Source organism: Streptomyces roseirectus (assembly GCF_014489635.1).
Taxonomy (GTDB): domain Bacteria; phylum Actinomycetota; class Actinomycetes; order Streptomycetales; family Streptomycetaceae; genus Streptomyces; species Streptomyces roseirectus.
On record NZ_CP060828.1, the window covers coordinates 3,967,125 to 3,991,688 of the forward strand.

General features: G+C 72.2%; 23 protein-coding genes. 11 read left to right on the forward strand and 12 right to left on the reverse strand.

The annotated features are described in order from the left end of the window. Nucleotides 1–6 precede the first annotated feature (6 nt). The 8 genes from IAG44_RS16360 to IAG44_RS16395 all read right to left on the reverse strand — a co-directional run bounded on the left by IAG44_RS16360 (nucleotide 7) and on the right by IAG44_RS16395 (nucleotide 7,199). Nucleotides 7–2,001 carry an NADH-quinone oxidoreductase subunit 5 family protein gene (locus tag IAG44_RS16360; RefSeq protein ID WP_187747836.1) on the reverse strand — a complete coding sequence of 665 codons (1,995 nt, stop codon included), beginning with the start codon at nucleotides 1,999–2,001 and terminating at the stop codon, nucleotides 7–9. Further along, on the reverse strand, nucleotides 1,998–2,387 hold the full coding sequence (gene nuoK, locus IAG44_RS16365) for an NADH-quinone oxidoreductase subunit NuoK (RefSeq protein ID WP_187747837.1): 390 nt from the start codon (nucleotides 2,385–2,387) through the stop codon (nucleotides 1,998–2,000). The genes IAG44_RS16360 and nuoK overlap by 4 nt, the downstream gene beginning before the upstream one ends. After that, nucleotides 2,387–3,043, reverse strand: a complete 657-nt coding sequence (locus tag IAG44_RS16370; RefSeq protein ID WP_187747838.1) for an NADH-quinone oxidoreductase subunit J family protein — start codon at nucleotides 3,041–3,043, stop codon at nucleotides 2,387–2,389. Before IAG44_RS16370 ends, nuoK begins: the two co-directional genes overlap by 1 nt. After that, nucleotides 3,040–3,669 (reverse strand): NuoI/complex I 23 kDa subunit family protein, encoded by a 630-nt coding sequence (locus IAG44_RS16375; RefSeq protein WP_187747839.1) that lies wholly within the window; start codon nucleotides 3,667–3,669, stop codon nucleotides 3,040–3,042. The genes IAG44_RS16370 and IAG44_RS16375 overlap by 4 nt, the downstream gene beginning before the upstream one ends. Next, nucleotides 3,669–4,637, reverse strand: a complete 969-nt coding sequence (locus IAG44_RS16380; RefSeq protein ID WP_187747840.1) for a complex I subunit 1/NuoH family protein — start codon at nucleotides 4,635–4,637, stop codon at nucleotides 3,669–3,671. Before IAG44_RS16380 ends, IAG44_RS16375 begins: the two co-directional genes overlap by 1 nt. Next, nucleotides 4,634–6,025, reverse strand: a complete 1,392-nt coding sequence (locus IAG44_RS16385) for an NADH-quinone oxidoreductase subunit C (protein ID WP_187747841.1) — start codon at nucleotides 6,023–6,025, stop codon at nucleotides 4,634–4,636. The genes IAG44_RS16380 and IAG44_RS16385 overlap by 4 nt, the downstream gene beginning before the upstream one ends. Next, entirely contained in the window at nucleotides 6,022–6,654 is a 633-nt protein-coding gene (locus IAG44_RS16390; protein WP_246564058.1) for an NADH-quinone oxidoreductase subunit B, read from the reverse strand. The genes IAG44_RS16385 and IAG44_RS16390 overlap by 4 nt, the downstream gene beginning before the upstream one ends. Before the next feature lie 137 nt (nucleotides 6,655–6,791). Beyond that, nucleotides 6,792–7,199 carry an NADH-quinone oxidoreductase subunit A gene (locus tag IAG44_RS16395; protein ID WP_187747842.1) on the reverse strand — a complete coding sequence of 136 codons (408 nt, stop codon included), beginning with the start codon at nucleotides 7,197–7,199 and terminating at the stop codon, nucleotides 6,792–6,794. A gap of 209 nt (nucleotides 7,200–7,408) precedes the next feature. On the opposite strand from IAG44_RS16395, the gene IAG44_RS16400 reads away from it, so the two are divergent. The 5 genes from IAG44_RS16400 to IAG44_RS16420 all read left to right on the forward strand — a co-directional run bounded on the left by IAG44_RS16400 (nucleotide 7,409) and on the right by IAG44_RS16420 (nucleotide 14,313). After that, on the forward strand, nucleotides 7,409–8,572 hold the full coding sequence (locus IAG44_RS16400) for a sensor histidine kinase (RefSeq protein WP_187747843.1): 1,164 nt from the start codon (nucleotides 7,409–7,411) through the stop codon (nucleotides 8,570–8,572). A gap of 222 nt (nucleotides 8,573–8,794) precedes the next feature. After that, a complete protein-coding gene (locus IAG44_RS16405) occupies nucleotides 8,795–10,147 on the forward strand; it encodes a sensor histidine kinase (RefSeq protein WP_187752720.1) in 1,353 nt (450 codons plus the stop codon). Between the two features lie 267 nt (nucleotides 10,148–10,414). Then, nucleotides 10,415–11,074: a LuxR C-terminal-related transcriptional regulator gene (locus IAG44_RS16410; protein ID WP_281404291.1), complete on the forward strand. Its 660-nt coding sequence runs from the start codon at nucleotides 10,415–10,417 to the stop codon at nucleotides 11,072–11,074. Between the two features lie 238 nt (nucleotides 11,075–11,312). After that, entirely contained in the window at nucleotides 11,313–13,244 is a 1,932-nt protein-coding gene (locus tag IAG44_RS16415) for a 2-oxoacid:acceptor oxidoreductase subunit alpha (RefSeq protein WP_187747845.1), read from the forward strand. Then, a complete protein-coding gene (locus tag IAG44_RS16420) occupies nucleotides 13,237–14,313 on the forward strand; it encodes a 2-oxoacid:ferredoxin oxidoreductase subunit beta (RefSeq protein WP_246561782.1) in 1,077 nt (358 codons plus the stop codon). The genes IAG44_RS16415 and IAG44_RS16420 overlap by 8 nt, the downstream gene beginning before the upstream one ends. A gap of 167 nt (nucleotides 14,314–14,480) precedes the next feature. On the opposite strand, the gene IAG44_RS16425 is transcribed toward IAG44_RS16420, so the two are convergent. Beyond that, complete coding sequence (locus tag IAG44_RS16425) at nucleotides 14,481–14,831, reverse strand: winged helix-turn-helix transcriptional regulator (protein WP_425508526.1); 351 nt, start codon at nucleotides 14,829–14,831, stop codon at nucleotides 14,481–14,483. Nucleotides 14,832–14,994: 163 nt separating this feature from the next. Here IAG44_RS16425 and IAG44_RS16430 point away from each other — a divergent pair, with 163 nt between their 5' ends. From IAG44_RS16430 to IAG44_RS16440, 3 genes are all read left to right on the forward strand, one after another. After that, nucleotides 14,995–15,849 carry an NAD(P)H-binding protein gene (locus IAG44_RS16430; RefSeq protein ID WP_187747847.1) on the forward strand — a complete coding sequence of 285 codons (855 nt, stop codon included), beginning with the start codon at nucleotides 14,995–14,997 and terminating at the stop codon, nucleotides 15,847–15,849. 223 nt (nucleotides 15,850–16,072) lie between these two features. Further along, the gene (rarD, locus tag IAG44_RS16435; RefSeq protein ID WP_187747848.1) at nucleotides 16,073–17,107 is read left to right on the forward strand and encodes an EamA family transporter RarD; all 1,035 of its coding nucleotides are present in this window, start codon (nucleotides 16,073–16,075) and stop codon (nucleotides 17,105–17,107) included. A 237-nt stretch (nucleotides 17,108–17,344) separates the two neighbouring features. Further along, nucleotides 17,345–18,295, forward strand: coding sequence for a M28 family metallopeptidase (locus tag IAG44_RS16440; RefSeq protein WP_187747849.1), 951 nt, complete (start codon nucleotides 17,345–17,347; stop codon nucleotides 18,293–18,295). Nucleotides 18,296–18,536: 241 nt separating this feature from the next. Here the strand turns inward: IAG44_RS16440 and IAG44_RS16445 are convergent, their stop codons facing one another. Then, a complete protein-coding gene (locus IAG44_RS16445; RefSeq protein WP_187747850.1) occupies nucleotides 18,537–20,096 on the reverse strand; it encodes a tetratricopeptide repeat protein in 1,560 nt (519 codons plus the stop codon). Between the two features lie 223 nt (nucleotides 20,097–20,319). On the opposite strand from IAG44_RS16445, the gene IAG44_RS16450 reads away from it, so the two are divergent. From IAG44_RS16450 to IAG44_RS16460, 3 genes are read left to right on the forward strand one after another with little or no spacing between them, the layout of a single operon-like run. Beyond that, nucleotides 20,320–20,853, forward strand: coding sequence for an NUDIX hydrolase (locus IAG44_RS16450; protein ID WP_187747851.1), 534 nt, complete (start codon nucleotides 20,320–20,322; stop codon nucleotides 20,851–20,853). 54 nt (nucleotides 20,854–20,907) lie between these two features. After that, nucleotides 20,908–22,023 carry an amidase family protein gene (locus IAG44_RS16455; protein ID WP_187752722.1) on the forward strand — a complete coding sequence of 372 codons (1,116 nt, stop codon included), beginning with the start codon at nucleotides 20,908–20,910 and terminating at the stop codon, nucleotides 22,021–22,023. Between the two features lie 28 nt (nucleotides 22,024–22,051). After that, on the forward strand, nucleotides 22,052–22,636 hold the full coding sequence (locus tag IAG44_RS16460; RefSeq protein WP_187747852.1) for a flavodoxin family protein: 585 nt from the start codon (nucleotides 22,052–22,054) through the stop codon (nucleotides 22,634–22,636). 11 nt (nucleotides 22,637–22,647) lie between these two features. On the opposite strand, the gene IAG44_RS16465 is transcribed toward IAG44_RS16460, so the two are convergent. Further along, a complete protein-coding gene (locus IAG44_RS16465; protein ID WP_187747853.1) occupies nucleotides 22,648–23,550 on the reverse strand; it encodes an ABC transporter permease in 903 nt (300 codons plus the stop codon). Beyond that, the gene (locus IAG44_RS16470) at nucleotides 23,537–24,553 is read right to left on the reverse strand and encodes an ABC transporter ATP-binding protein (protein ID WP_187747854.1); all 1,017 of its coding nucleotides are present in this window, start codon (nucleotides 24,551–24,553) and stop codon (nucleotides 23,537–23,539) included. Before IAG44_RS16470 ends, IAG44_RS16465 begins: the two co-directional genes overlap by 14 nt. Between the last annotated feature and the right edge of the window lie 11 nt (nucleotides 24,554–24,564).

Here is a 24,564-nt window from a genome sequence, read left to right on the forward strand (position 1 = left end):
GCCCGCTCACCCTCCCGAGGCGACGAGAAGGACGGTCACCGCGAGGACGACGGTGCCGGCGAGCAGCGCGCTCACATAGGTCTGGACGTTGCCGCTCTGGGCCCGCCGTACAGCGGTGCCGAGCAGACGGGGCAGGGCGGCGGCGCCCTGGACGTAGGTGTCGACGACCTCGCGGTCGAGGAAGCGTACGAGGCGCGCGGCGGACTGGACCGGGCGGACGAACAGGGCGCCGTACAGGGCGTCCAGGTGGAAGCCGACGGCCGCGTGGCGGTGCAGGGGGCCGAGCAGCAGGCGGCCGGGGTCTGCGGGGTCCGGGGCGGCGGCGACGCTGCCGTACGCGGGCGCGTGGCTCGCGATGGCCTCGGCCTCGACGGTGGCCGCGTCGCCGTCCGGGTGGGCGGCGACCGCGCCCAGGGGGACGCGGGCGGCGACGGCGGTGAGGTGGCGCCAGGCGCCGTAGGTGACCAAAGCGCCGACCAGGGCGAAGCCCGTGCCGACGACGGAGGTGGTGAGGGTCGGGGCGAGCGAGACCCCGTCGAACCAGTCGGGGAGCGTGCCGTAGGCGAGGCCGCCGAGCGCCAGGGACGGGACGGCGAGGACCCACAGGACGGCGGTCATCGACCGGGGCCGGCGGCCGTGGTCCGGGGCCGGGGCGCCGCGCCCGTTGAAGGCCAGCAGCCACAGGCGGGCCGCGTAGGCGGCGGTGAGGAGGGCGGTGAGCAGACCGGCGACGATGACGGTCCAGCCCGCGGCGGCGGGCGCGTGCTCGGTGTGGCCGGTGACGACGTGTTCGGCGGCGCCGAGGACCGACTCCTTGGAGAAGAAGCCGCTGAACGGCGGGATCGCGGCGAGCGCGAGGAGCGCCACGGTCATCGTCCAGAACGCGTCCGGCACGCGGGCGCGCAAGGAGCCCATCCGGGACATCGCGGCGAGCGAGTTGGTGCCGGCGGCGTGGATGACCGCGCCGGCCGCGAGGAACAGCAGCGCCTTGAAGGCGCCGTGCGCCAGGAGGTGGAAGACGGCGGCGCCCCGGTCGCCGACGGCGAGCGCGCCGGTCATGTAGCCGAGCTGGCCGATCGTCGAGTAGGCGAGGACGCGCTTGATGTCGTCCTGCGCGAGCGCGGCGAGCCCCGAGCCGAGCATCGTCACGGCGGCCATCACCGCGAGGACGGCCATCGCGGCGTGCGACGCCTCGAAGACCGGCAGGAGGCGGGCGACGAAGTAGACGCCGGCGGCGACCATCGTCGCGGCGTGGATCAGCGCGGAGACGGGCGTGGGGCCCGCCATCGCGTCGGGGAGCCAGGTGTGCAGCGGGAACTGCGCCGACTTGCCCGCCACGCCCGCGAGGAGCAGCAGCGCGGTCAGGGTCGGGTGGTCGAGGCCGCCGTGCGCGACGGTGTCGAGGATCGTCGTGATCCGGAAGGAGCCCGCGTCCGTGGCCAGCGCGAACAGGCCGATCAGGAACGGGACGTCGCCCAGCTTGGTGACCAGGAACGCCTTGATCGAGGCGGCGCGGGCCTCGGGGGTCTCCCAGTAGTGGCCGACCAGGAAGTACGAGCAGATGCCCATGACCTCCCAGCCGACGAGCAGCACGATCAGGTCGCCCGAGTAGACGACCAGGAGCATCGCGGCGGTGAAGAGCGAGACGAGCGCCGCGTACGAGGGGTAGCGGGGGTCGTCGCGGAGGTAGCCGGTCGAGTAGATCTGCACGCAGGTCGCGACCAGGGCGACCAGGACGGCGACGAGGGCGGCGAAACCGTCGATGTGCAGGGCGAGTTCGACGGGGATCGAGCCGGTGGGGGTGAGCTCCGTCACGGCGTCGACCGCCGCGTCGCCGCTCTGGCGCACGGCGACCAGGACGGCCAGCGCGAGGGCGGCGAGCGGGGGCAGGACGGCCAGGGGGCGGACATAGCCGGGGGCGGTGCGGCCCAGGAGCAGGCCGGCGACGGCGCCGAGGAACGGCAGGAGGGGGACGAGGGCGGCGAGGGTGGTCGTGGTCACGCGGCGGCCTCGGCCTTCTCGTCCTTCTGGTCCAGGGGGGCGGTGCTTCCCGGCGGCTCTGTCTCCGGGGTTTCCGCCGTGTCGCGGAGTCTGTCGATGTCCGAGGTGCCGCGGTTGCGGTACACGGCGAGGACGATCGCGAGGCCGATGCCGATCTCGGCGGCGGCGATCGCGATGGTGAACAGGGTCAGGGCCTGGCCGGAGTGGAGGGTGTCCTCGGCGGCCTTGCTGAGCCAGACGTCGAAGGCGACGAGGTTGAGGTTGACCGCGTTGAGCATCAGCTCGACGGACATCAGGACCAGGATCGCGTTGCGGCGGGCGAGGACTCCGTAGACGCCGGTGCAGAAGAGGAGGGCGGAGAGGACGGCGGGGTAGGCGAGGTGCATCAGGGGGCGCCTTCCTGCTCGGCCGGGGTTTCCTGGGGTCGAGAAATTTTTTCGGAATCTGTGACGGGTCGGGAACTCTGCGTGATGGTCCGGGCGTTCTCGGGGGGAGAGCTCGGATCCGCTTTCGCTTTGCGGGACAGGACGATCGCGCCGACCAGTGCCGCGAGGAGAAGGACGGACAGGGCCTCGAAGGGCAGGACCCAGTTCTGGAACAGGCTCTCGCCGGTGACCTTCGTGGTACCGGCGGCCGGGCCGTCGAGGTCGATCCACGTGGTGCGGAAGGCGTCGACGACCACCCAGACCAGCGCTGCCGCGGCGGCGACCGCGACCGCGAGAGCGGCCCACCGGTTCCCGGAATCGGCGTCCGGGGAGCGGCCGATGGGAGCGCGGGTGAGCATCAGACCGAAGAGAAGGAGGACGACCACGGAACCGACATAGATGAGGACCTGCACCCAGGCGATGAACTCCGCCGTCAGCAGCAGGTACTCCACGGCGAGCCCGCCGAGGGCCACGACCAGCCAGAGGGCCGCGTGCACCAGCTGTCTGGTGGTGACGGTGACGACCGCGGCGCCGAGGGTGACCAGGCCGACCAGGAGGAACGCGATCTCGACGCCGGTGGGCGAGAGGAAGCCGTGGGGAGCTTGGGCGAGGCTCACGGGCGGCCTCCCTGGGGGCCGGGGCCAGGGGTGCCAGGGCCAGGAGCGTCGGGACCAGGAGTGGCGGGGCCAGGGGTGCCGGGGCCGGCGGGTGTGGGCTGTTGGGCGAGGGCCAATTTCTCCGCCGTCTTGCGGGCCGCCGTGAGTTCCTTGGGTTCTTCGGCGCCGGGGTCGAGTGGGGGTGGGGCCGGAACGGTCCACATCCACTCGCGGAGCTTGTCCCGCTCGTGGGTGAGGTCGCGGATGTCGGTCTCGGCGTACTCGAACTCGGGAGACCAGAAGAGGGCGTCGAAGGGGCAGACCTCGATGCAGATGCCGCAGTACATGCAGAGGGAGAAGTCGATGGCGAACCGGTCGAGGACGTTGCGGCTGCGTTCACGGCCGCCGGGAGTGGCCGCGGGGGTCGTCTCCTTGTGGGAGTCGATGTAGATGCACCAGTCGGGGCACTCGCGGGCGCAGAGCATGCAGACCGTGCAGTTCTCCTCGAACAGGCCGATGACGCCGCGGGTGCGGGGCGGGAGTTCGGGCTGGGCGTCGGGGTACTGCTCGGTGACGGACCTGCGGGTCATCGTGCGGAGGGTGACGGCCAGGCCCTTGGCCAGGCCGGAGCCGGGAATCGGAGGCACTAGGAGATCACCACCTTGACGACGCCGGTGAGGGCGATCTGGGCGAGGGAGAGGGGGACGAGGAGGGTCCAGGAGAGCTTCTGGAGCTGGTCCTCGCGCAAGCGGGGATAGGTGACGCGGAGCCAGATCACGACGAAGGCGAGGAGGGCGGTTTTCAGGAGGGTCCAGACCCAGCCGAGGCCGTCGGCGCCCCAGGGGCCGTGCCAGCCGCCCAGGAAGAGGACGGTGGTGAGGCCGCACAGGACGACGATCCCGGCGTACTCGGCGAGCAGGAAGAGGGCGAAGCGCAGGCCGGTGTACTCGGTGTAGGCGCCGAAGATGATCTCCGAGTCGGCGACGGGCATGTCGAAGGGCGGGCGCTGGAGTTCGGCGAGGCCAGCGACGAAGAAGACGACGGCGCCGACGATCTGCCAGGGCAGCCACCACCACTCGAAGGCGTCGAGGATGCCGGGGAGGGAGACCGTGCCGGCCGCCATGGCGACGGAGGCGGCGGCGAGGAGCATCGGGAGTTCGTAGGCGAGGAGCTGTGCGGCGGTGCGCAGGCCGCCGAGGAGGGAGAACTTGTTGGCGCTGGCCCAGCCCGCCATGAGGGAGCCGAGGACGCTGACTCCCATCACGGCCAGGACGAAGAAGATCCCCGCGTCCAGGACCTGGCCGACGGCGCCCTCCTCCGGACCGATCGGGATCGCCAGCAGCACGAGGAGGTACGGCAGCAGCGCCACGGCCGGGGCGAGCTGGAACACCCGCCGGTCCGCGCCCGCCGGGACGACGTCCTCCTTCTGCGCGAACTTGACGCCGTCCGCGACGAGTTGGGCCCAGCCGTGGAAGCCGCCCGCGTACATCGGGCCCAGGCGGCCCTGCATGTGGGCCATGACCTTGTGTTCGGTCTGGCCGACGAGCAGGGGGAAGGTGAGGAAGACGACGAACACGATCAGGAGGCGCAGGGTGACGTCGAGCGCGTCGTTCACCGCGAGCCTCCTGGGGGGTTGTCTTCGGCGGGGGGTGGCGGGGATTTCGGGGTGGCGTCGGCAGGGGGTGCCGACTGGTCGGCCTCGGGGGACGAGGGCTCAGGGGCCGGGGGCTCGGGGGGTGTGTCGTCGTCGAAGGCCGGGCGGGCGTGGTGCCAGGGGGCGTCGGCGCTTCGCGGCGCGGGGCGGCGCGGGGCGGCCGGGGGTTGGGTGCGCTGGCTGGCCGAGCCCTGGGAGGCGCTGCGGTTGCGGCGCGGGCCGGAGGGGGGCGGGGACGCCGGGGGCTCGGCGTCCGGGGCCAGGGAAGCGTCCGGGGCTGGGGACGCGTCCGGCGGTGACGGCCGTGGGGTCTGTTCGGCCTGCGGTCGCTGGGAGGCCGAGCCCTCGCTCGCGCTTCGGGAGCGGCGGGGTCCGGCCGGCGGGCGGTGCGGTGGGGCCGGGCGCTCCTGAGGAGCGGGGCTCGGTTGTGGCGCCTGGGGTTCGTCGCCGGTCGTCGGCTGTCCGGCGTCCCGCTGGCTGGCCGAGCCCTGGGACGCCGAGCGGGTGCGGCGGGCCGGGGTAGGGGTGCCCGGCGTCGAGGGGGTGGTCGGTTCCTGTTGGCCGGCCGAGCCCTCGGACGCCGAGCGGGTGCGGCGGGCGGGTGCGGCAGGGGTGGCCGGGGTGGGGGCGTCCGGCGTCGGGGTGGACGGTGTCGGCTGGCTCGCCGAGCCCTGGGAGGCGCTGCGGTTGCGGCGGATGGGGCGGTCTGCCGGGGTGGTGGGGGTCGCGGCCGAGGGGGTGGCCGGGCGCGGGGTTCGGGCCGGGCGGGGTGGAGCTGTGGGGAGTTGGCCCTTCAGGGGGCCCCACTCGTTGGGGTCGGGGACGCCCGGGGGGAGGATCTGGCGGCGCTTGGGGGCGCCGTGGTCGGACTCGCCCGGTTCCTTGGCGCCGGGCCAGGGCTTGGCGGCGCGGGCGACGAGGACGAAGTCCTTGCGGAGGGGGTGACCTTCGAAGGTGTCCGGAAGGAGGAGGTGCGTGAGGGAGGGGTGGTCGGCGAAGCGCACGCCGAACATCTCGTGGGTCTCGCGCTCGTGCCAGGCCGCGCCCGCGTAGACGCCGACCGCCGTGGGGAGGACGGGGGACGCGTGCGGGACCGTCGTCCTCAGCAGCAGGCGGCGGACCGGGGCGAGCGCGACCACATGGGCGCAGACGCGGAAGCCGGTGCCGGGTTCGTCGACGGCGCTGAGCCAGTCGAAGTAGGTGCAGCCGAGGGCCGTGCGGGCCGTTTCGAGGGCGGTGAGCCAGGCGGTCGGGGGGACGTCGACGGTGAGGACGTCGTACGACTCGTCCGCCGCGGCGTCGTCCCCGAAGAGGTCCTGGACGGGGGCGGGGAGCCAGCCGGCGGTCATCGTGGGGTGTCCTTCGCCTCGGGGGCCCGGACCAGGTCGCTCTGGAGGGCGGACGGGGACGGGCGGGAGGCGTAGCGGTCGGCCAGGGACTCGCGGGCGATCTTCTCCTGGAGCTTCAGGATGCCCTGGAGAAGCGCCTCGGGGCGGGGCGGGCAGCCGGGGACGTAGACGTCGACGGGGATGATCTGGTCGACGCCCTTGGTCACCGAGTACGAGTCCCAGTACGGGCCGCCGCAGTTGGAGCAGGCGCCGAAGGAGATGACGTACTTCGGTTCGGGCATCTGCTCGTACAGCCGCTTCACGGCGGGCGCCATCTTGTCGGTGACCGTGCCGGAGACGACCATCAGGTCGGCCTGGCGGGGGCCCGGCGCGAAAGGGATCACACCGAGCCGGATGAAGTCGTGGCGGGCCATGGACGCGGCGATGAACTCGATCGCGCAGCAGGCGAGGCCGAAGTTGAAGACCCACAGGGAGTACCGGCGGCCCCAGTTGAGGACGACCTTCATCGGCTCGGGCGCCAGCCGCGCGAGCGCACCGAGCCGCTTGGGCTCGGGGAGGAACACGGGCGCGGCGCCGTCGGCGTCCGTGCCGGTGCTGCTGCCGGTGTCGGTGCCGGTCGCCCCCGTCATACCCGTAGTACCCGTAGTACCAGCACCCGGCGCCACCGGCTCCGTACCCGCCGACCCCATACCCGTAGTACCTCCCGGTCCCGTAGTACCCGTACCCCCCGCCGCGTCCGCCGCCCCCGCCGGCTCCCGCCCCGGTCTCACGCCCATTCCAGGACGCCCTTCTTGTACGCGTAGAGCAGGCCCACAGCCAGGAACCCCAGGAAGATGAACATCTCGACGAGCGTGGTCGCCCCGTACCCGTCGGCGGCGAAGACCGTGGCCCACGGGAACAGGAAGACGGAGTCGACGGCGAAGACGACGTAGAGGAAGGCGTACACGTAGTACCGGACCTGGGTGTGAGCCCAGCCCTCCCCCACGGGGTCGACCCCGCACTCGTACGTCATGAGTTTCTCGGGCGTCGGTACGACGGGCCGCAGCAGCCGCCCCGCGCCGAACGCCACGGCCACGAACAGCACGCCCACCACGGCGAGCAGGCCCACGGCCGAGTACGACTGGAAGTAGTCCGCCGCGAGCGCGGTCTCAGGGGCGCCGGTCGATTCCCGCACGTCCGTCCCTTCGCTGCCGAACTGTCCGCTGCCTGTCCGATGTCCGTCCGTTGTCCGACCGACGTCGTGTACTCACGGGAGTCTAGGCCCTGCTAAAGGGACCGTAAGCGGGTCGTCACGCCACTTGGCGCGCGGGTGGGGTTTTCCCCCGGACCCGAAGGCGGGGAACGTCATGGCGCCGCCGCGCGGCACACGGCAGGCTGACGGGTATGACCGCGAAGCCCACGGCTCCCGACGAGCCCCTTCCTCCTCTGCGCCCCGCCTATGACGCGGCGACGTGGAAGGAGATCACCCATCTGCTGCTCAACCTGCCGGTCGCGCTGACCGGTTTCACGTACGCCATGACGATGCTGATGGTCGGCGCGGGGCTGACGATCACCGTCGTCGGGGTGCCGCTGCTGGCGCTCGGGCTGATGGGCGCGCGGGTGATGGGGCGGTTCGAGCGGGCGCGGGCGCGGGTGCTGCTCGGGGTGCGGGTGGAGGAGCCGAGCAAGGTGCCGTGGCGCCGGGGGCGCGGGTTCCTGCCGGTGCTGTGGACGGCGTTGAAGGACCCGGTGGGCTGGCGGACGGTGCTGTACGACGTGGTCCGGCTGCCGTGGGGGATCCTCACGTTCACGGTGACGTTCGCCTCGTTGTTCGTGGCGTGGCCCGTACTGCCGTATCTGGCACGGGGGTTCGCGAACGTGGACCGGGCGATGGTGCGGGGCCTGCTGTCGCCGTCGGACGAACTGGAGCGCCGGATCGCGGAGTTGGAGTCGGACCGGGGTGTCGTCGTGGATACGGCGGCGGCGGACCTGCGCCGGATCGAGCGCGACCTGCACGACGGCGCGCAGGCGCGGCTCGTCAACCTCGCGATGGGACTCGGCCTCGCCAAGGAGAAGTTGCTGGAGGATCCGGACGCGGCGGCGGCGATGGTCGCCGAGGCGCACGGTGAAGTGAAGCTGGCGTTGCAGGAGTTGCGTGACCTGGCGCGCGGCATCCATCCGGCGGTCCTCACGGACCGGGGCCTCGACGCCGCGCTCTCCTCGGTCGCCTCCCGCTGCACGGTCCCGGTGAAGGTCACCGCCGACCTGCCGACCAGACCGGCGCCGGCCATCGAGGGCATCGCCTACTTCACCGTCTCCGAACTGCTCCAGAACGTCAGCAAGCACAGCGGCGCGCGGACGGCGTCCGTCGACGTGTGGCGTTCCGACGAGCGGCTGCTCGTCCAGGTCTCGGACGACGGCCGGGGCGGCGCGAGCCTCGACAAGGGGACGGGGATGAAGGGGCTCGCGGAGCGGCTGGACGCCGTCGACGGCCTGTTCGTCGTCGACTCGCCGCCGGGCGCGGGGACGACGGTGACGGTGGAACTCCCTTGGCGGGACCGGGGGTAGGCCCACAGGGGTACCCCGGCGGGGGGAGCCCTCCAGGGGTACCTCGGCAGCGGTAGCTCCGAGGAGTTGGCTCGCAGGAGCCACCCCGAAGGTAGGGATAACCCCCCACCCGAGACGCCGACGGACTCCATGGTTCCTACGGGCCCCACCCCCGAGGCTGGTGGTACGGCGGAACAGCGGTATCGCCGAAGCGGTGTCGACGAGCAGAACGGGACGGAGCCGATGGCCATGCAGGGCATGGGGTACGGGGGTTACGGGGAGTACGAGGGGTACGGGGACGAGCGGCGCCACCGCGTCCCCGCGGCGCTGCGGACCCCGTTCGAGGGGCGCAGTTGGCGGGAGTTCGTCTATGTGCTGCTGAGCCTGCCGATCGCCGTCGTGTTCTTCACGTACACGGTGACGATGATGTCGGTCGGCGCCGGTCTGCTCATCACGTTCCTCGGGGTGCCCCTGATGGCCGCCGCGCTGGCCGGCTGCCGGGGCTTCGGGGCGCTGGAGCGGGCACGCGCGCGTGGGCTGCTCGGCATGGAGATCGCCGACCCTGCGCCGCTGCGGCCCCGCAAGCGCGGCCTGATGGGCTGGGTGGGCGCGGTCCTGAAGGACGGCGCGTCGTGGCGGCACGCCCTGTACTCACTGCTGCAACTGCCCTGGTCGGTGTTCACGTTCGGCGTCGCGCTGACCGTGTGGTGGACCGGCCTGACCATGCTGACGTACCCGCTGTGGTTCTGGGTGTTCCCGATGTACGCGGGGCAGGACGGCATCCAGCTCTACGGCGACGGGCGGCACGGGATCTACCTGGACAACCCTTTCGAGATCACCGTCACGGCGCTGATCGGGATGCTGGTCACGATGACGGCGCCGTGGATCGTGCGGGCGCTGACGATGGTGGACCGGCTGCTGGTGCACGGGCTGCTGGGCCCCTCGCGGCTGGCGTCGCGTGTGGTGGAGCTGGAGTCGGACCGGGGCGTCGTCGTGGACACGGCGGCGGCCGACCTGCGCCGCATCGAGCGCGACCTGCACGACGGCGCGCAGGCACGCCTCGTCAACCTCGCGATGGGACTCGGCCTCGCCAAGGAGAAGCTGCTCGAAGACCCGGACGCGGCGGCCGAGATGGTGTCGGAGGCGCACGGCGAGGTGAAGATGGCGCTCCAGGAGCTGCGTGACCTGGCGCGCGGCATCCACCCGGCGGTCCTCACGGACCGGGGCCTCGACGCCGCGCTCTCCTCCGTCGCCTCCCGCTGCACGGTCCCCGTCGAGGTGGACGTGGACCTCCTGGAGCGGCCCGCGCCGGCCATCGAGGGCATCGCCTACTTCACGGTCTCCGAACTGCTCCAGAACATCAGCAAGCACTCCCGGGCGACGATGGCGTCCGTGGACGTGTGGCGGGTGGACAACCGGCTGATGCTCCAGGTCGTCGACAACGGCGTGGGCGGCGCCGACGTCTCCGGGGGCTCGGGGCTCGCGGGGCTGGCGGGGCGGCTGGACGCGGTGGACGGAATCCTGGTGGTGGACTCGCCGGCCGGGGGGCCGACGCGGGTGACGGCGGAGCTGCCGTGGCGGGCGGAGCGGATCTGATCGTCGTCCATAGGGGCGTCGTTTCGATCAGGAACGGTCATGTCGGACTGTTCGTGAGCGAAACGTCGTCCTAGGGGGCGTCATCACGCCAATTTTCGTCGTCGATCGGTCCTCAAGGGGCGCGTGGAAGCCTGTACTGCGGCTTCCGGCGCCCCTTGAGGGCTTCCGATCGTCCAAGTGGCCGATCCGCCGGGCGTCGGGCCTGGGATGCTTGGTGCGCACGCACGCGTACAGCCGACGGGGGGCCAGAACATCGTGGAGGACAGGGTGCGAGTCGTCATCGCGGAGGACTCGGTTTTGCTGCGGGAGGGGCTGACCAGACTGCTCACCGACCGGGGCCACGACGTGGTCGCCGGGGTGGGCGACGGGGACGCGCTCGTCAAGACGATCACGGAACTGGCCGCCGACGGGGCGCTGCCGGACGTGGTCGTGGCGGACGTCCGGATGCCGCCGACACACACGGACGAAGGGGTGCGGGCCGCCGTCCGCCTGCGCAAGTCCCATCCGGGACTCGGAGTGCTGGTGCTGTCGCAGTACGTGGAGGAGCGTTACGCCACCGAACTTTTGGCCGGTTCCAGCCGTGGGGTGGGGTACCTGCTGAAGGACCGGGTGGCCGAGGTGCGGGAGTTCGTGGACGCCGTGGTGCGGGTCGCGCAGGGCGGGACGGCGCTCGATCCGGAGGTCGTCGCGCAGTTGCTCGGGCGCAGCCGCAAGCAGGACGTGCTGGCGGGCCTGACGCCGCGTGAGCGGGAAGTACTAGGTCTTATGGCCGAGGGGCGGACGAACTCGGCGATCGCGAGACAGCTCGTGGTCAGCGACGGGGCCGTCGAGAAGCACGTCAGCAACATCTTCCTGAAGCTCGGGCTGTCGCCCAGTGATGGGGATCACCGGCGGGTTCTAGCAGTTCTGACCTACCTGAACTCGTAGCGGGGTAGCACTGTCCTTGCTTGACATCGGCAAGGACCGTGTGTTGACGAACGCGGAACGGAGCGAGCGGTAAATCATGACAAGCCGGGTCGCCCGGCGGTCGTCGTACTGCGGTGATACGCGCACGATGATCGGCCGAATGGCCGAGGGCGGGCGACCCTCACAGACGTAGGCTTGATCTGGGAGGGCCTGCGGGAAGGCAGCTCCCGGACAGCCGCCTCGAAGGAGGTCCAGTTCAGTGACCAGTCAGGTCAGCAGCCCGGCGGAGCAGGCCGACGAAGCCGTCGTGGGAGAGCAGCGCAAACCGGGCAGAACGGCGAAGGACGTACGCCGTGTCGACCGGGTGATCATCAGGTTCGCGGGGGACTCGGGCGACGGCATGCAGCTCACGGGTGACCGGTTCACCTCGGAGACGGCGTCGTTCGGGAACGATCTGTCCACGCTGCCGAACTTCCCGGCCGAGATCAGGGCCCCCGCGGGGACGCTGCCCGGAGTGTCGAGTTTCCAGCTCCACTTCGCGGACCACGACATCCTGACGCCGGGTGATGCGCCCAATGTGCTGGTGGCGATGAACCCGGCGGCGCTGAAAGCGAACGTGGGGGACCTGCCACGCGGCGCGGAGATCATCGTCAATACGGATGAATTCACCAAACGGGCGATGCAGAAAGTGGGGTACGACGAGAGCCCCTTGGAGGACGGCTCGCTGGACGGCTACCACCTCCATCCGGTGCCGCTGACGACGTTGACCGTCGAGGCACTGAAGGATTTCGACCTCACCCGCAAAGAGGCCGAGCGCAGCAAGAACATGTTCGCGCTCGGCCTCTTGTCATGGATGTACCACCGGCCCACGGAGGGCACGGAACGCTTCCTGAAGGCGAAGTTCGCGAAGAAGCCGGAGATCGCCGAGGCGAACCTGACGGCCTTCCGCGCGGGCTGGAACTTCGGCGAGACGACGGAGGACTTCGCGGTCTCCTACGAGATCGCGCCGGCGACCACCGCGTTCCCGCCGGGCGTCTACCGCAACATCTCCGGCAACCTCGCGCTCGCGTACGGGCTGATCGCGGCCTCGCGCCAGGCGGACCTGCCGCTGTTCCTGGGCTCCTACCCGATCACCCCGGCGTCGGACATCCTGCACGAGCTGTCCCGGCACAAGAACTTCGGTGTGCGCTCGTTCCAGGCGGAGGACGAGATCGCCGGTATCGGCGCGGCCCTGGGGGCGGCCTTCGGGGGCTCCCTCGCGGTGACGACCACGTCAGGGCCAGGGGTAGCTCTCAAGAGTGAGACGATCGGCCTCGCGGTGTCGCTCGAACTGCCGCTGCTGATCGTCGACATCCAGCGCGGCGGGCCCTCCACCGGCCTGCCGACCAAGACCGAGCAGGCCGACCTGCTCCAGGCGATGTACGGGCGCAACGGCGAGGCGCCGGTCCCGATCGTCGCCCCGCGCACGCCCGCCGACTGCTTCGACGCGGCCCTTGAGGCGGCCCGCATCGCGCTCACGTACCGCACGCCGGTGATGCTCCTGTCGGACGGCTACCTGGCCAACGGCAGCGAGCCGTGGCGCATCCCCGAGGTCGACGAACTGCCGGACCTGGGCGTCCAGTTCGCCCAGGGGCCCAACCACACGCTGGCGGACGGCACGGAGGTGTTCTGGCCCTACAAGCGCGACCCGCACACGCTGGCGCGCCCCTGGGCCGTCCCCGGCACGCCCGGTCTCGAACACCGCATCGGCGGCATCGAGAAGCAGGACGGCACGGGCAACATCTCCTACGACCCCGCCAACCACGACTTCATGGTCCGCACCCGGCAGGCCAAGATCGACGGCATCGCCGTCCCGGACATCGAGGTCGACGACCCGGACGGCGCGCGCACGCTGGTGCTCGGCTGGGGCTCGACGTACGGCCCGATCACGGCCGCCGTGCGCCGGCTCAGGTCGGCCGGGGAGGCCATCGCGCAGGCGCACCTGCGCCACCTGAACCCCTTCCCGAAGAACCTCGGCGTCGTACTCAAGGGGTACGACAAGGTGGTGATCCCCGAGATGAACCTCGGTCAGCTCGCCACGCTCGTACGGGCGAAGTACCTGGTCGACGCCCACTCCTACAACCAGGTCAACGGCATGCCGTTCAAGGCGGAGCAGCTCGCCACGGCGCTCAAGGAGGCCATCGATGGCTGAGCTGACAGAGGTGTCCGAGGCGAACCCGCTCCTCCAGCTGGTCCCCAAGGCCGAGGCGAAACAGGCCATGAAGGACTTCAAGTCGGACCAGGAGGTGCGCTGGTGCCCCGGCTGCGGGGACTACGCGATCCTGGCGGCCGTGCAGGGCTTCATGCCCGAGCTGGGGCTGGCGAAGGAGAACATCGTCTTCGTGTCGGGGATCGGCTGCTCGTCGCGGTTCCCGTACTACATGAACACCTACGGGCTGCACTCCATCCACGGGCGCGCGCCCGCGATCGCGACGGGGCTCGCGTCGTCCCGGCGGGACCTGAGCGTGTGGGTGGTGACCGGGGACGGGGACGCGCTGTCGATCGGCGGCAACCACCTCATCCACGCCCTGCGGCGCAACGTCAACCTGAAGATCCTGCTGTTCAACAACCGGATCTACGGGCTGACGAAGGGGCAGTACTCCCCTACCTCGGAGGTAGGGAAGATCACCAAGTCGACGCCGATGGGGTCGCTGGACGCGCCCTTCAACCCGGTGTCGCTGGCGCTCGGCGCGGAGGCGTCGTTCGTCGCGCGGACGATCGACTCCGACCGCAAGCACCTGACGGAGGTGCTGCGGCAGGCCGCCGCGCATCCCGGGACCGCGCTGATCGAGATCTACCAGAACTGCAACATCTTCAACGACGGGGCGTTCGAGTCGTTCAAGGACCGGGAGCTGGCCCAGGAGGCGGTCATCCGCCTCGAACACGGGCAGCCGGTCCGCTTCGGCGCGGACAACGCGCGCGGGGTCGTACGGGACAGGGCTACCGGAGACCTACGGGTCGTGGACGTCACCCCGGAGAACGAGGCGGACGTCCTCGTGCACGACGCTCACGCCGCCTCACCCACGACGGCCTTCGCGCTCTCCCGGCTCGCCGACCCGCAGACCCTGCACCACACGCCGATCGGCGTCCTGCGGTCCGTGGAGCGGCCCGTGTACGACAGCCTGATGACCGACCAGTTGGACACGGCCGTGGAGCAGCGGGGCAAGGGGGACCTCGCGGCGCTGCTGGCGGGCGGGGACACGTGGACGGTGGTGGGGTGAGGCGGACAAAAGGCTGACGAGGGTCACCGGCGGGCCGACGCTGTGAGGTGAGGCCGGCTCGCCGGTGGTCCGCGGGGCGTGTTGGCGGGCGGCCGGGCGTGCTCGCGGGCCCGGCCGTGTGGAGGACGAGGTGGGGTCGGACGGCCGGTGGGCAGTCATCGCCTGGCTCACCCCGCGGCGGAGTCCTCGCGTCGCGCGTCGTAGCGCTCGCGGGCCTCGAAGACCTCGCCCAAGCTGCGGTAGGTCCACTCGGCGAGGTCGCGGACGCGGTCGGCGGCCTCGCGGCCCAGCGGGGTGAGGGAGTAGTCGACGCGGGGCGGTATGACCGGGTGGGCGTCGCGGTGGACGAAGCCGTCGCGCTCCAGGGTCTGCAGGGTCTGGGCGAGCATCTTCTCGCTCACGCGGCCCATCGCCCGGCGCAGTTCGCTGAACCGGCGGGCGCCGTCCAGGAGTTCGATCAGGACGAGGACGCCCCAGCGGCTGGTGACGTGTTCCAGGACCAGGCGGTGGGGGCACATCGCGCCGTCGGCCGTCTGGTACACGCGCGCCCGTTCCGTGAAGTTCTCCGTGCTCTCTGTGGTTACCGACATGCCAGTACCTTACTTCAAAGTGGGTACTTTCCATTGGTTAGCGCAGCTCCTAGGGTTAGTGCGTAGGTCACCCCACAAGGAGTCATGAACCATGAGCATCGTCGTCACCGGAGCCACCGGACACCTCGGCCGCCACGTCGTGGAGCAGCTGCTGGAGAAGGTCCCCGCCGGACAGATCACGGCCGTCGTGCGCGACGAGGCCAAGGCCGCCGACCTCGCGGCGCGCGGCGTGAAGCTCGCTGTCGCCGACTACAACGCCCCCGAGACCTTCGGCAGCGTCTTCGCCGCCGGCGACAAGGTCCTGCTCATCTCGGGCAGCGAGGTCGGCAACGACCGTCCCGGCCAGCACCAGGTCGTCATCGACGCGGCCAAGGCGGCGGGCGCGGCGCTCCTCGCGTACACCAGCGCCCCCGGCTCCCTGACGGCCGCGCTCGCGGACGACCACCGCGCCACCGAGAAGGCGCTGCTCGCCTCCGGGCTGCCGTACGTGCTGCTGCGCAACGGCTGGTACCACGAGAACTACACCGAGAACCTGGCGCCGGTCCTTGAGCACAACGCCGTCGTCGCGGCGGCCGGCGAGGGGCGCGTCTCCTCCGCCTCGCGCGCGGACTACGCCGCCGCGGCCGTCGCCGTGCTGACCGGTGAGGGGCACGAGAACCAGACGTACGAGCTGGGCGGCGACGTCGCCTGGAGCTTCGCCGAGTACGCGGGCGAGCTGAGCGCGCAGACCGGCAAGGAGATCGGCTACAACGCCGTGCCGGCCGAGGTGCTGGTCGGGATCCTCACCGGCGCCGGGGCGCCCGAGCCGTTCGCCCAGATCCTCGCGGGGGTCGACGAGTCCATCGCCAAGGGTGAGCTGGAGGTCACCTCCGGGGACCTGTCGCGGCTCATCGGGCGGCCGACGACGCCGCTCTCCGAGGCGGTCGCCGGGGCGCTGAAGGGCTGAGCGGCGGCGGGAATCCCGTAGGGGTATTACGGGGTGTACGGGTGGCGCGGATGGGCGTCGGCCGTGCACCCCGTAATACGTGAGGGGTACGGGCGCTCGGGATACCGGAGAGGTACCGGAAGGCTTCCGATGGTGCCGTCATGACCGTATCGCGATACACGCATGACATCTCCGTCTCCGCACCGCTACCTTCGTCCCGCAGGTATGGCGAGCGGGAGGTGTCGTGGCCGGGAAGTCCAGGGGCGAGCAGCGGATAGGTATGGCGAACGGGTTCGCGGCCTACGGGATGTGGGGGCTCGTACCGCTGTACTGGCCACTCCTGAAGCCCGCCGGGGCGACCGAGATCCTGGCCCACCGGATGGTGTGGTCGCTCGTCGTGGTCGCGGGCGCGCTGCTGTTCGTGCGGCGCTGGGCGTGGGCGAAGGAGCTGGTCCGCCGGCCCCGGCAGCTCGCGCTGATCGTGGTCGCCGCGGCGGTCATCACCGTCAACTGGGGCGTCTACATCTGGGCGGTCAACGCCGGGCACGTCGTCGAGGCGTCCCTCGGGTACTTCATCAATCCGCTCGTCACCATCGCCATGGGCGTGCTGCTGCTGAAGGAGCGGATGCGGCCCGTGCAGTGGGTGGCGGTGGGGGTCGGCTTCCTCGCCGTCGTCGTCCTGACGGTCGGCTACGGGCGGCTGCCCTGGATCTCCCTCGTCCTCGCCTTCTCCTTCGCGACGTACGGGCTGGTCAAGAAGAAGGTCGGGCTCGGCGGCGTCGAATCGCTCGCCGCCGAGACGGCCGTGCAGTTCCTGCCCGCGCTCAGTTACCTGGTCTGGCTGAGCGCGCAGGGCTCGGCGACGTTCGCGTCCGAGGGCGCCGGGCACGCCGCGCTGCTCGCCTCGACCGGCATCGTCACCGCCGTCCCGCTCGTCTGCTTCGGCGCGGCGGCGATCCGGGTGCCGCTGTCCACGCTGGGGCTGCTGCAGTACCTCGCGCCGGTCTTCCAGTTCCTCCTCGGGGTCGTCTACTTCAGCGAGGACATGCCGCCCGAGCGCTGGGCGGGCTTCGCGCTGGTATGGCTCGCACTCGTCCTCCTCACGGGGGACGCGTGGCGGACGGCGCGGAGGGGGCGGCGGCTCGGGGTGGAGGGGGTGGCCGTGGTGGACGGTGCCGCGCGGAAGGTTGAGGGGGTTTCCTCGGGGGCGGTCCCTAGCTCTGCGGGGGTAGTACCCGAGGGTGATCCCGAGACGATGCCGCCCGCGGCCAAGGCGTAGGGCGGGTCGGGGTCGGGGTCGGGGTCGGGGTCGGGGTCGGGGTCGGGGTCGGGGTCGGGGTCGGGGTCGGCGGAGTGTCCCTTTGCTGGTGGTACGCGCCAACTCCCCTTCCCTGGGGCCCTCTTGACTGAGCGTTGACCCCGGCTTCACCATCCAGTCACCTCATCAACTGTGGACTCCCCGTGCGGAAACCCCGGCCGGGAGTGCCACCAGGACTGGATTCCGGAGCCCCCCACCATGAAGCTCTCTGTCTCCACGCGGGCGTCGGCGGCAGCCGTCGTCGCGGGCCTCACCCTGTTCGCGACCGGCGTCACCGGGTCCGCGGGCGCGGCGCCCACCGGGACGCTCGCCGCCGCGCCCGACATCCCGCTGGCCAACGTGAAGGCGCACCTCACGCAGTTGCAGTCCATCGCGACCGCCAACGGCGGCAACCGCGCGCACGGCCGCGCCGGGTACCTCGCCTCGGTCAACTACGTGAAGGGCAAGCTGGACGCGGCCGGGTTCACCACCACCGTCCAGCAGTTCACGTCCTCCGGGCGCACCGGCTACAACCTGATAGCCGACTGGCCCGGCGGAGACCCGGATCAGGTTGTCATGGCCGGGTCACATTTGGACAGCGTCTCCTCCGGTGCCGGCATCAACGACAACGGCTCCGGCTCCTCCGCCGTCCTGGAAGTCGCCCTCGCCGTCGCCCGCGCGAACCACCAGCCCACCAAGCACCTCAGATTCGCCTGGTGGGGCGCCGAAGAACTCGGTCTCGTCGGCTCCCGGTACTACGTCAACAACCTCTCCACCGCCAACCGCGCCAAGATCGACGGCTACCTCAACTTCGACATGATCGGCTCCCCCAACCCCGGCTACTTCGTCTACGACGACGACCCCGTCATCGAGCAGACCTTCAAGACCTACTTCTCCGGTATCGGGGTACCCACCGAGATCGAGACCGAGGGCGACGGCCGCTCCGACCACGCCCCCTTCAAGAGCGCCGGCGTCCCCGTCGGCGGCCTCTTCACCGGGGCGAGCCGCGCCAAGACCGCCGCGCAGGCCACCAAGTGGGGCGGCACCTCGGGGCAGGCGTTCGACCGCTGCTACCACTCGTCCTGCGACACGACGGCCAACATCAACGACACGGCGCTCGACCGGAACTCGGATGCGGCGGCGTATGCGGTGTGGACGTTGTCGTCGTAGGACGTCGGGACGGGCACGGAGCGGGGTGACGGGGGCGTTGGGACGGTCCGGTTGCGTCGTGACGGTGGCGTCGGGACGAGCCTGTGCCGTCGCGGCGTCCGCGAGGGGACGAGACCGCTTCGTCGCTACGGCAGCGCCGGGACGGGGCTGACCCGTCGTGACGTCCACGACGGGACGGTTTCGTCGCGACGTCCGCGTCAGGACGAGGCCGTCCCGTCCCGACGTACCCGCACTCCCCCGCTCAGCTCCCCTGCCGTGCCGCTGCCCGTTCGGCCAGGCGCAGCATGCGGGAGCGGGCGGATTCGAGGGGCCCGGGGTCTTCGGCCGCGGGCCCTCCTTCGGCGGCCAGCGCCGCCCAGAGGCCGAGCAGTTCGTTGCCGAGGTTCAGGCCCTGGACGGGTTCGCGGACGGCGCGCCAGGCTGTGGCGGCGCTCTGGACGTTGTCGTAGGCGGACTCCGGGTCGCCGGTGCGGCGGTGGGTCCAGGCGACGTCGAGGGAGACGTGGAACGCGCGCACCGGGTCGCCGGCGAGGTAGGCGATGTAGGCGGCGAGTTCGCGCAGGCGCAGCACCTCGGGGTGGTCCGCGCCGAGGGTCGTGGACGCCTCCTGCACGGTCTGCTCGGCCAGGGCCACCGCCACGTCGATCTGTCCGGCCCGTACGGCCTCGTTGATGCGTGCCACCGGTGCGGCGAACGGCCCCGGCTCCGCGCCGTCGGTCTCGCGCGGGTCGTCCCCGAGGACGGCCTCCGCGACGGCGTCGAACCCGCGCGCGGGCGTGTGCTTCGGCGCGGGCTCCCGGGCCGCGACCACGGTTTCGGGGTCGACCAGGGGGACGGGACGGGGCGGAGTGTCGAGGGAGGCCGGCGGCGCGAGGGGCTGAGGGGCGCCGGGGGGAGCGGGCGGTACGGAGGGCCGGCGAGCCTCTGGGGCGAATGCGTCGCGGGAGGGCGACGGCGACGACGGCTCGGCGTCCAGGAGGGCTCCGTCGGCCTGCCCGGCCGTTTCGTCACCCGGCCACGACGCTGCTTCACGCCGTCCCGGAGGCATCTCGTCGAACCCCGGCGCGCTCGCGCCCGGCCCCGCCGAACCCCCGTCGAACCCCGGCGTCCCTTCAACCCGTCCCGGCACTCCCTCGCCCGGCCCCGCCGCCGTGTCGTCGATCCTCGGCGTTCCCTCGCTGAGTCCCGCCGCCGCTGCATCGATCACCGGCGCGCCCACGCTGAGTCCCGCCGCATCGTCGAACCCCGGCGTCACTTGACCCCGCCCTGGCGCCTCCTCACCCCGGTCCGGCGGCACCTCGTCAAGCCCCGCCCGTTCCTCCGCCGCCTCCATCACCGGCGGTGGCCCGAACACCCCGGTCGGAGGGGCGACGGTGCCCGGTGCGGCGGTGGGTGTCTCGTCGGCGTACGCGTCTGTGCGCGTGCCCGCGCCGGTCTGCTGCGGGGGCGCCGCGTGGGTGCCCGGGGTCGGTGCGCCCGCGCGTGGGGTCGCCGTGTCGGCCGACGTCCCCGTGATCGGGACCGGTTCCGCCGTCAGGGTGCTCGACCCGTCGGGGTGGACCTGGATCGGGACGATGTAGCCGCTGCGTTCGTCGTGGACGGTGGCGAGGACGGCGTGGCCGGTGGCGAGGGCGGTGCGGCGGAGGTGGGCGAGGACGGCGTGCTGGATCTCCTGGCCGTCGGGGACGGTGACGGGGACCCCGCCGATGGTGGCGCCGGTGTGTGCCGTGACCCGGACGTCGATCGGCGCCGGGGCCGTCACGGCGGGCGCGCGCTGGGGCTCTCGGCTGGGTCGGGGCATGTGTTCCTCACTCGGTTCTGCCGGGGAACCGGCGTTCCGCGTGTCACGATCCGATAAACACGCTTACTGGCGAGTATGGCCGCTCGTCCCCGGTGCTCGCGTCACCGGGACGTCACAGCCTCGTTCCAGATACCTGGCCGGTATCCGCCGTCGTACACAACTTCGTTGATCCACAAGGCGGGTTCCCCGAGGATGGGACCGTACGACGCACCTCGGGGGCCTCATGCGCTGGACCGTCCACGGAGAACGACCGCTGTACGACACGCCGTGGGTGCGCCTGCGCGCGCTGGACGTCGAACAGCCCGACGGCACCCGTACGGAGTACCACGCGGTGCGCCTGCGCGATCTCGCGGTGCTCGCGGCCGTCGACGGGCAGCGGCGGGTGCTGATGATGTGGCGGCACCGGTTCCTCACGGACACGTGGGCGTGGGAGCTGCCGATGGGGCTCGTGGAGGACGGCGAGACGCCCGCGCGGGCGGCGGCCCGGGAGCTGGAGGAGGAGACGGGCTGGCGGCCCGGTTCCGTGCGCGAGCTGATCTACGCCGAGCCCGCGGCCGGCATCACGGACACCCGTCACCACGTCTTCCGCACGGACGACGCGCGCCTGATCGGCCCGCCGACCGAGCGCAACGAGTCCGACCGTGTCGAGTGGATCCCGCTCGACGGCCTCGCCGGTCTCATCGCGCGCCGGGAGATCGTCAGCGGGGCCACGCTGGTGGGGGTCATGGCGCTGCTGCTCGACCTCGGAACGGCCTGAGCGGTGACGTCCGGCACCGCCGCCGCGATCTCCGCCGCCGTCCGCTCGGGCACCATGACCGCCGTGGAGGTCCTGGAAGGGGCCCTGGAGCGCCTGGAGGACCTTGATCGGACCCTCGGCGCATTCCGGGAGGTCTGGGCGGCTCAGGCGGGCTTGTGGGCCCGCGAGGTGGATGTGCGGGTCGCGGCCGGGGAGGACCTGCCGTTGGCGGGGGTACCGATCGGGGTGAAGGGGCGGGCCGCGGGGCTGGAGGCGCTGGTCGGGGCCGGGTGCGTGCCCGTGGGGGCCACGGCCGTGCCGGGGCCGGGGACGGCCTGGCAGACCTGGGGGGTCGGGCGGCACGGCCGCACCGTCAATCCGTGGCGCCGCGACCGTACGCCCGGCGGTTCGTCGGCGGGGTCCGCTGTCGCGGTGGCCGCGGGGCTGGTGCCGCTGGCGACCGGGAGCGACGGGGCCGGGTCGGTGCGGATCCCGGCGGCCTGGTGCGGGGTGACCGGGCTGAAGACCACCAACGGACGGCTGCCGAGCCCGGACCGCACGGGGCTCGCCGCGCCCGGTTTCTTCGCCCGTGACCCGGCGGACGCCGCGGCCTGCTGGCGCGCCCTGTCCGGCGAACCGCTGCCCGTACTGGACCGCCCGCTGGACGCCGTCTGGTCCCCCGGCCTCGGTTTCGCGGCCCCCGACCCCGAACCGGCCGCCCTCGCGCGCGCGGCGGCGCTGCGCCTCGCCGACAGCGGAGCCGTGCGCCTCACCGAGCCGCCGCTCTCGCTGACGGACCCGGCGGACGCCTGGCTCGCCCTGCGCTCCCCCTCCCCCGAACCCCCTGAGTCCTCCCCCGCGCCGCGCCGGGCCGCCAGGGACGTCAACGACCGGCGGCTGGCCGAGCTGTTCCGCTCCGCCGATCTGCTGCTGACGCCGACGACTCCGAACGCCGCGCACGGGCACGACGGGCCGGGCGACCGCTACTCGACCGCGCTGACCTGGGCGTTCAACCTCAGCGGGCATCCGGCGGTCAGTGTGCCGGCCGGGGTCGGGTCGGACGGCTGTCCGGTCGGGCTCCAGATCGTGGCGCCGCACGGGCGGGAGGGGCTGTTGCTGGCCGTGGCGGCGCTGCTGCCCTGGACGTCCGCGCCGCCCTCGATCCAGGGCGATGATTGCGCGTGCATATGATCACTCCTCACCGTTCTCTGGGGGCTCCATGACGAACCGTCGCTTCCTGTTCCTGCTCGGCAGCAGCCGGCACGGCGGCAACACCGAACTCCTCGCCCGCCGCGCCGCCGAGCAACTGCCCGCGGACGTCGAGCAGGAGTGGATCAGCCTCGTCGACCACCCGCTCCCCGACTTCCCCGACCTGCGCCACGACGGGGGCTACAGCGCCCCGGACGACCCCCACGCGCGGCGCCTGCTGGACGCCACCCTCGCCGCCACCGACCTCGTCATCGCCTCGCCGCTGTACTGGTACTCCGTCTCCGGACTCACCAAGCGCTACCTCGACCACTGGTCCGGCTGGCTGCGACTGCCCGAGGCCGACTTCCGGGGCACGATGGCCGGGCGCACCCTCTGGGGCGTCGCCGCGTACGCCAGTCACGCGTCCCTCGCGGAGCCGCTGGCCGGGACCCTGCATCACACGGCCGCGTTCATGAAGATGCGGTTCGGCGGCGTGCTGCTCGGCAACGGGACCGACCGCGGGGACGTCCTCAAGGACGGCGAGGCTCTGACCCGGGCGAAGACGTTCTTCGCGGAGGAGGCACCGCCCGCCGTGTTCCCGCACCAGGCCGGCTGAGAGCCGGTGGCTCAGGCGGTGATGTCCTTCGCGGAGAAGCGGGCCCAGGCCGCCGAGCCGAACACCGCCGCGTACAGGGCCTGCAGGCCCAGGTTCTTCTGGATGTCGTCCCAGTAGACCGGCTCGCGCATGAGGTCCGCGAAGGACAGCCAGTAGTGGGGGAAGAGGTAGGGCTGCACCGCGTGCAGCTGGGGTATCTGGTCGACGATCTGGACGGTGATCAGCAGGCCGACGGTCGTGGCCATCGCGGCGATGCCGCTGTTGGTCAGCGTCGACACGAACAGGCCGAGGGCCGCCACCCCTGTCAGTGACGCGGCCACCACCAGGGCGATCAGCAGCGCCCGCCACAGCCCCTCGGCGAAGGTGATGCGGGTGCCGGAGATCGTCGTCAGGTCGCCCAGCGGGAACAGCAGCGCGCCCACCGCGAGCGCCGACAGCGCCACCACCAGGGTCGCGATCAGGCAGAACGTCATCGTCGTGACGTACTTGGTCAGCAGCAGCCTGGTGCGGCCGGCCGGGGCGACCAGGAGGTAGCGCAGCGTTCCGGAGTTCGCCTCGCCCGCGACGGCGTCACCGGCGATCACGCCGACCGCCATGGGCAGGAAGAACGGCAGGGTCGCCGCGAGCGCGGTGAACACCAGGAACAGGCCGTTGTTGGTGACCTGCGAGATGAACGCCGGGCCCTCTCCGCCACCGCCCCCGCCGGGACCGCCGCCGGCCGGCGAGCCGTCGCCCGTCTCGATCTTCACCGCGATGCCGACCAGCACCGGGACCGCCGCGAGCACGCCGAGCAGAGCCAGAGTGCGCCAGCGGCGCAGCGTGATCAGCAGCTCGCTGCGCAGCAGGCCCAGCGTCCACAGCGGGCTCGGGGCCCGCGCCGGTGCGGTCGGCGCCGCCGTCTCAGCCCGCGACATCGAATCCCTCTCCGGTCAGCTCCACGAACGCGTCCTCCAGCGAGGCGCCGCGCACGGTGAATCCCCGGACCCTGACGCCCGCCGTCACCAGGGCCGCGTTCACCTCCGCGAGGTCGCGCTCCGGCGGCTCGGCGGTGACGCGCTCCTCCTCCACCGTCACGTCGGCCGTCCCCTGCTCCTTCAGCACCCGCGCCGCCTCCGCCGGGTCCGGGGTCTCCACCACCAGGCGCCCGCGCGCCCGCGCCGCCAGCTCGCCCACGCCGCCCTGCGCGATCAGCCGGCCGCGCGCCATCACCGCCGCGTGCGTGCACACCTGCTCGATCTCGTCCAGGAGGTGGGAGGAGAGGAACACCGTCGTCCCGTCCGCCGCCAGCTCCCTGATCAGCGCACGGATCTCCCGCATGCCCTGGGGGTCCAGGCCGTTGGTCGGCTCGTCCAGCACCAGCAGGCGCCTGGGCTGCAGCAGGGCCGCCGCGAGGCCCAGGCGCTGCTTCATGCCCAGCGAGTACGCCTTCGCCTTCTTGCCGGCCGCCGCCGACAGCCCGACCCGCTCCAGCGCCGCTTCCACTCTCCGGCGCCGGGTGCGCGGGTCCGCCGCCGGGTCCGCCGCGTCGTAGCGCACGAGGTTGTCCCGCCCCGACAGGAACCCGTACAGCGCGGGCCCCTCGATCAGGGCGCCCACCTCGGGCAGCACCTTCCGCACCGCCCCCGGCATCGGCCTGCCCAGCACCCGTGCCGTCCCCGACGTCGGCTCGATCAGGCCCATCAGCATCCTGATCGTCGTCGTCTTGCCCGAGCCGTTGGGCCCGAGGAACCCGAAGACGCTGCCGCCGGGGACGGTCAGGTCCAGGGAGTCGACGGCGAGCTGCCCGCCTCGGTAGCGCTTGGTGAGGCCGTGGGTCTGGATCACGGGGGCGTCGGAGCGGTGGACCGGCGCCGGGTTCGAGGGCTCCGAGGACCCGGCGGGCGGCGGGGCCGGGTCCCTGGCGGGCGGGTGTGGCATGGGGTCCCCCG

Excerpts from the sequence above, each read along its gene's own strand:
- nuoK (WP_187747837.1), bottom strand. The coding sequence starts at position 2,387 with ATGCACCTCGCCTACCCCGCCGTCCTCTCCGCCCTCCTCTTCTGCACC.
- IAG44_RS16385 (WP_187747841.1), bottom strand. The coding sequence starts at position 6,025 with ATGACCGCCGGCTGGCTCCCCGCCCCCGTCCAGGACCTCTTCGGGGAC.
- IAG44_RS16390 (WP_246564058.1), bottom strand. The coding sequence starts at position 6,654 with ATGACGGGGGCGACCGGCACCGACACCGGCAGCAGCACCGGCACGGAC.
- IAG44_RS16400 (WP_187747843.1), top strand. The coding sequence starts at position 7,409 with ATGACCGCGAAGCCCACGGCTCCCGACGAGCCCCTTCCTCCTCTGCGC.
- IAG44_RS16405 (WP_187752720.1), top strand. The coding sequence starts at position 8,795 with ATGGCCATGCAGGGCATGGGGTACGGGGGTTACGGGGAGTACGAGGGG.
- IAG44_RS16420 (WP_246561782.1), top strand. The coding sequence starts at position 13,237 with ATGGCTGAGCTGACAGAGGTGTCCGAGGCGAACCCGCTCCTCCAGCTG.
- IAG44_RS16425 (WP_425508526.1), bottom strand. The coding sequence starts at position 14,831 with ATGTGCCCCCACCGCCTGGTCCTGGAACACGTCACCAGCCGCTGGGGC.
- IAG44_RS16430 (WP_187747847.1), top strand. The coding sequence starts at position 14,995 with ATGAGCATCGTCGTCACCGGAGCCACCGGACACCTCGGCCGCCACGTC.
- IAG44_RS16440 (WP_187747849.1), top strand. The coding sequence starts at position 17,345 with ATGAAGCTCTCTGTCTCCACGCGGGCGTCGGCGGCAGCCGTCGTCGCG.
- IAG44_RS16445 (WP_187747850.1), bottom strand. The coding sequence starts at position 20,096 with ATGCCCCGACCCAGCCGAGAGCCCCAGCGCGCGCCCGCCGTGACGGCC.
- IAG44_RS16450 (WP_187747851.1), top strand. The coding sequence starts at position 20,320 with ATGCGCTGGACCGTCCACGGAGAACGACCGCTGTACGACACGCCGTGG.
- IAG44_RS16455 (WP_187752722.1), top strand. The coding sequence starts at position 20,908 with ATGACCGCCGTGGAGGTCCTGGAAGGGGCCCTGGAGCGCCTGGAGGAC.
- IAG44_RS16460 (WP_187747852.1), top strand. The coding sequence starts at position 22,052 with ATGACGAACCGTCGCTTCCTGTTCCTGCTCGGCAGCAGCCGGCACGGC.
- IAG44_RS16465 (WP_187747853.1), bottom strand. The coding sequence starts at position 23,550 with ATGTCGCGGGCTGAGACGGCGGCGCCGACCGCACCGGCGCGGGCCCCG.
- IAG44_RS16470 (WP_187747854.1), bottom strand. The coding sequence starts at position 24,553 with ATGCCACACCCGCCCGCCAGGGACCCGGCCCCGCCGCCCGCCGGGTCC.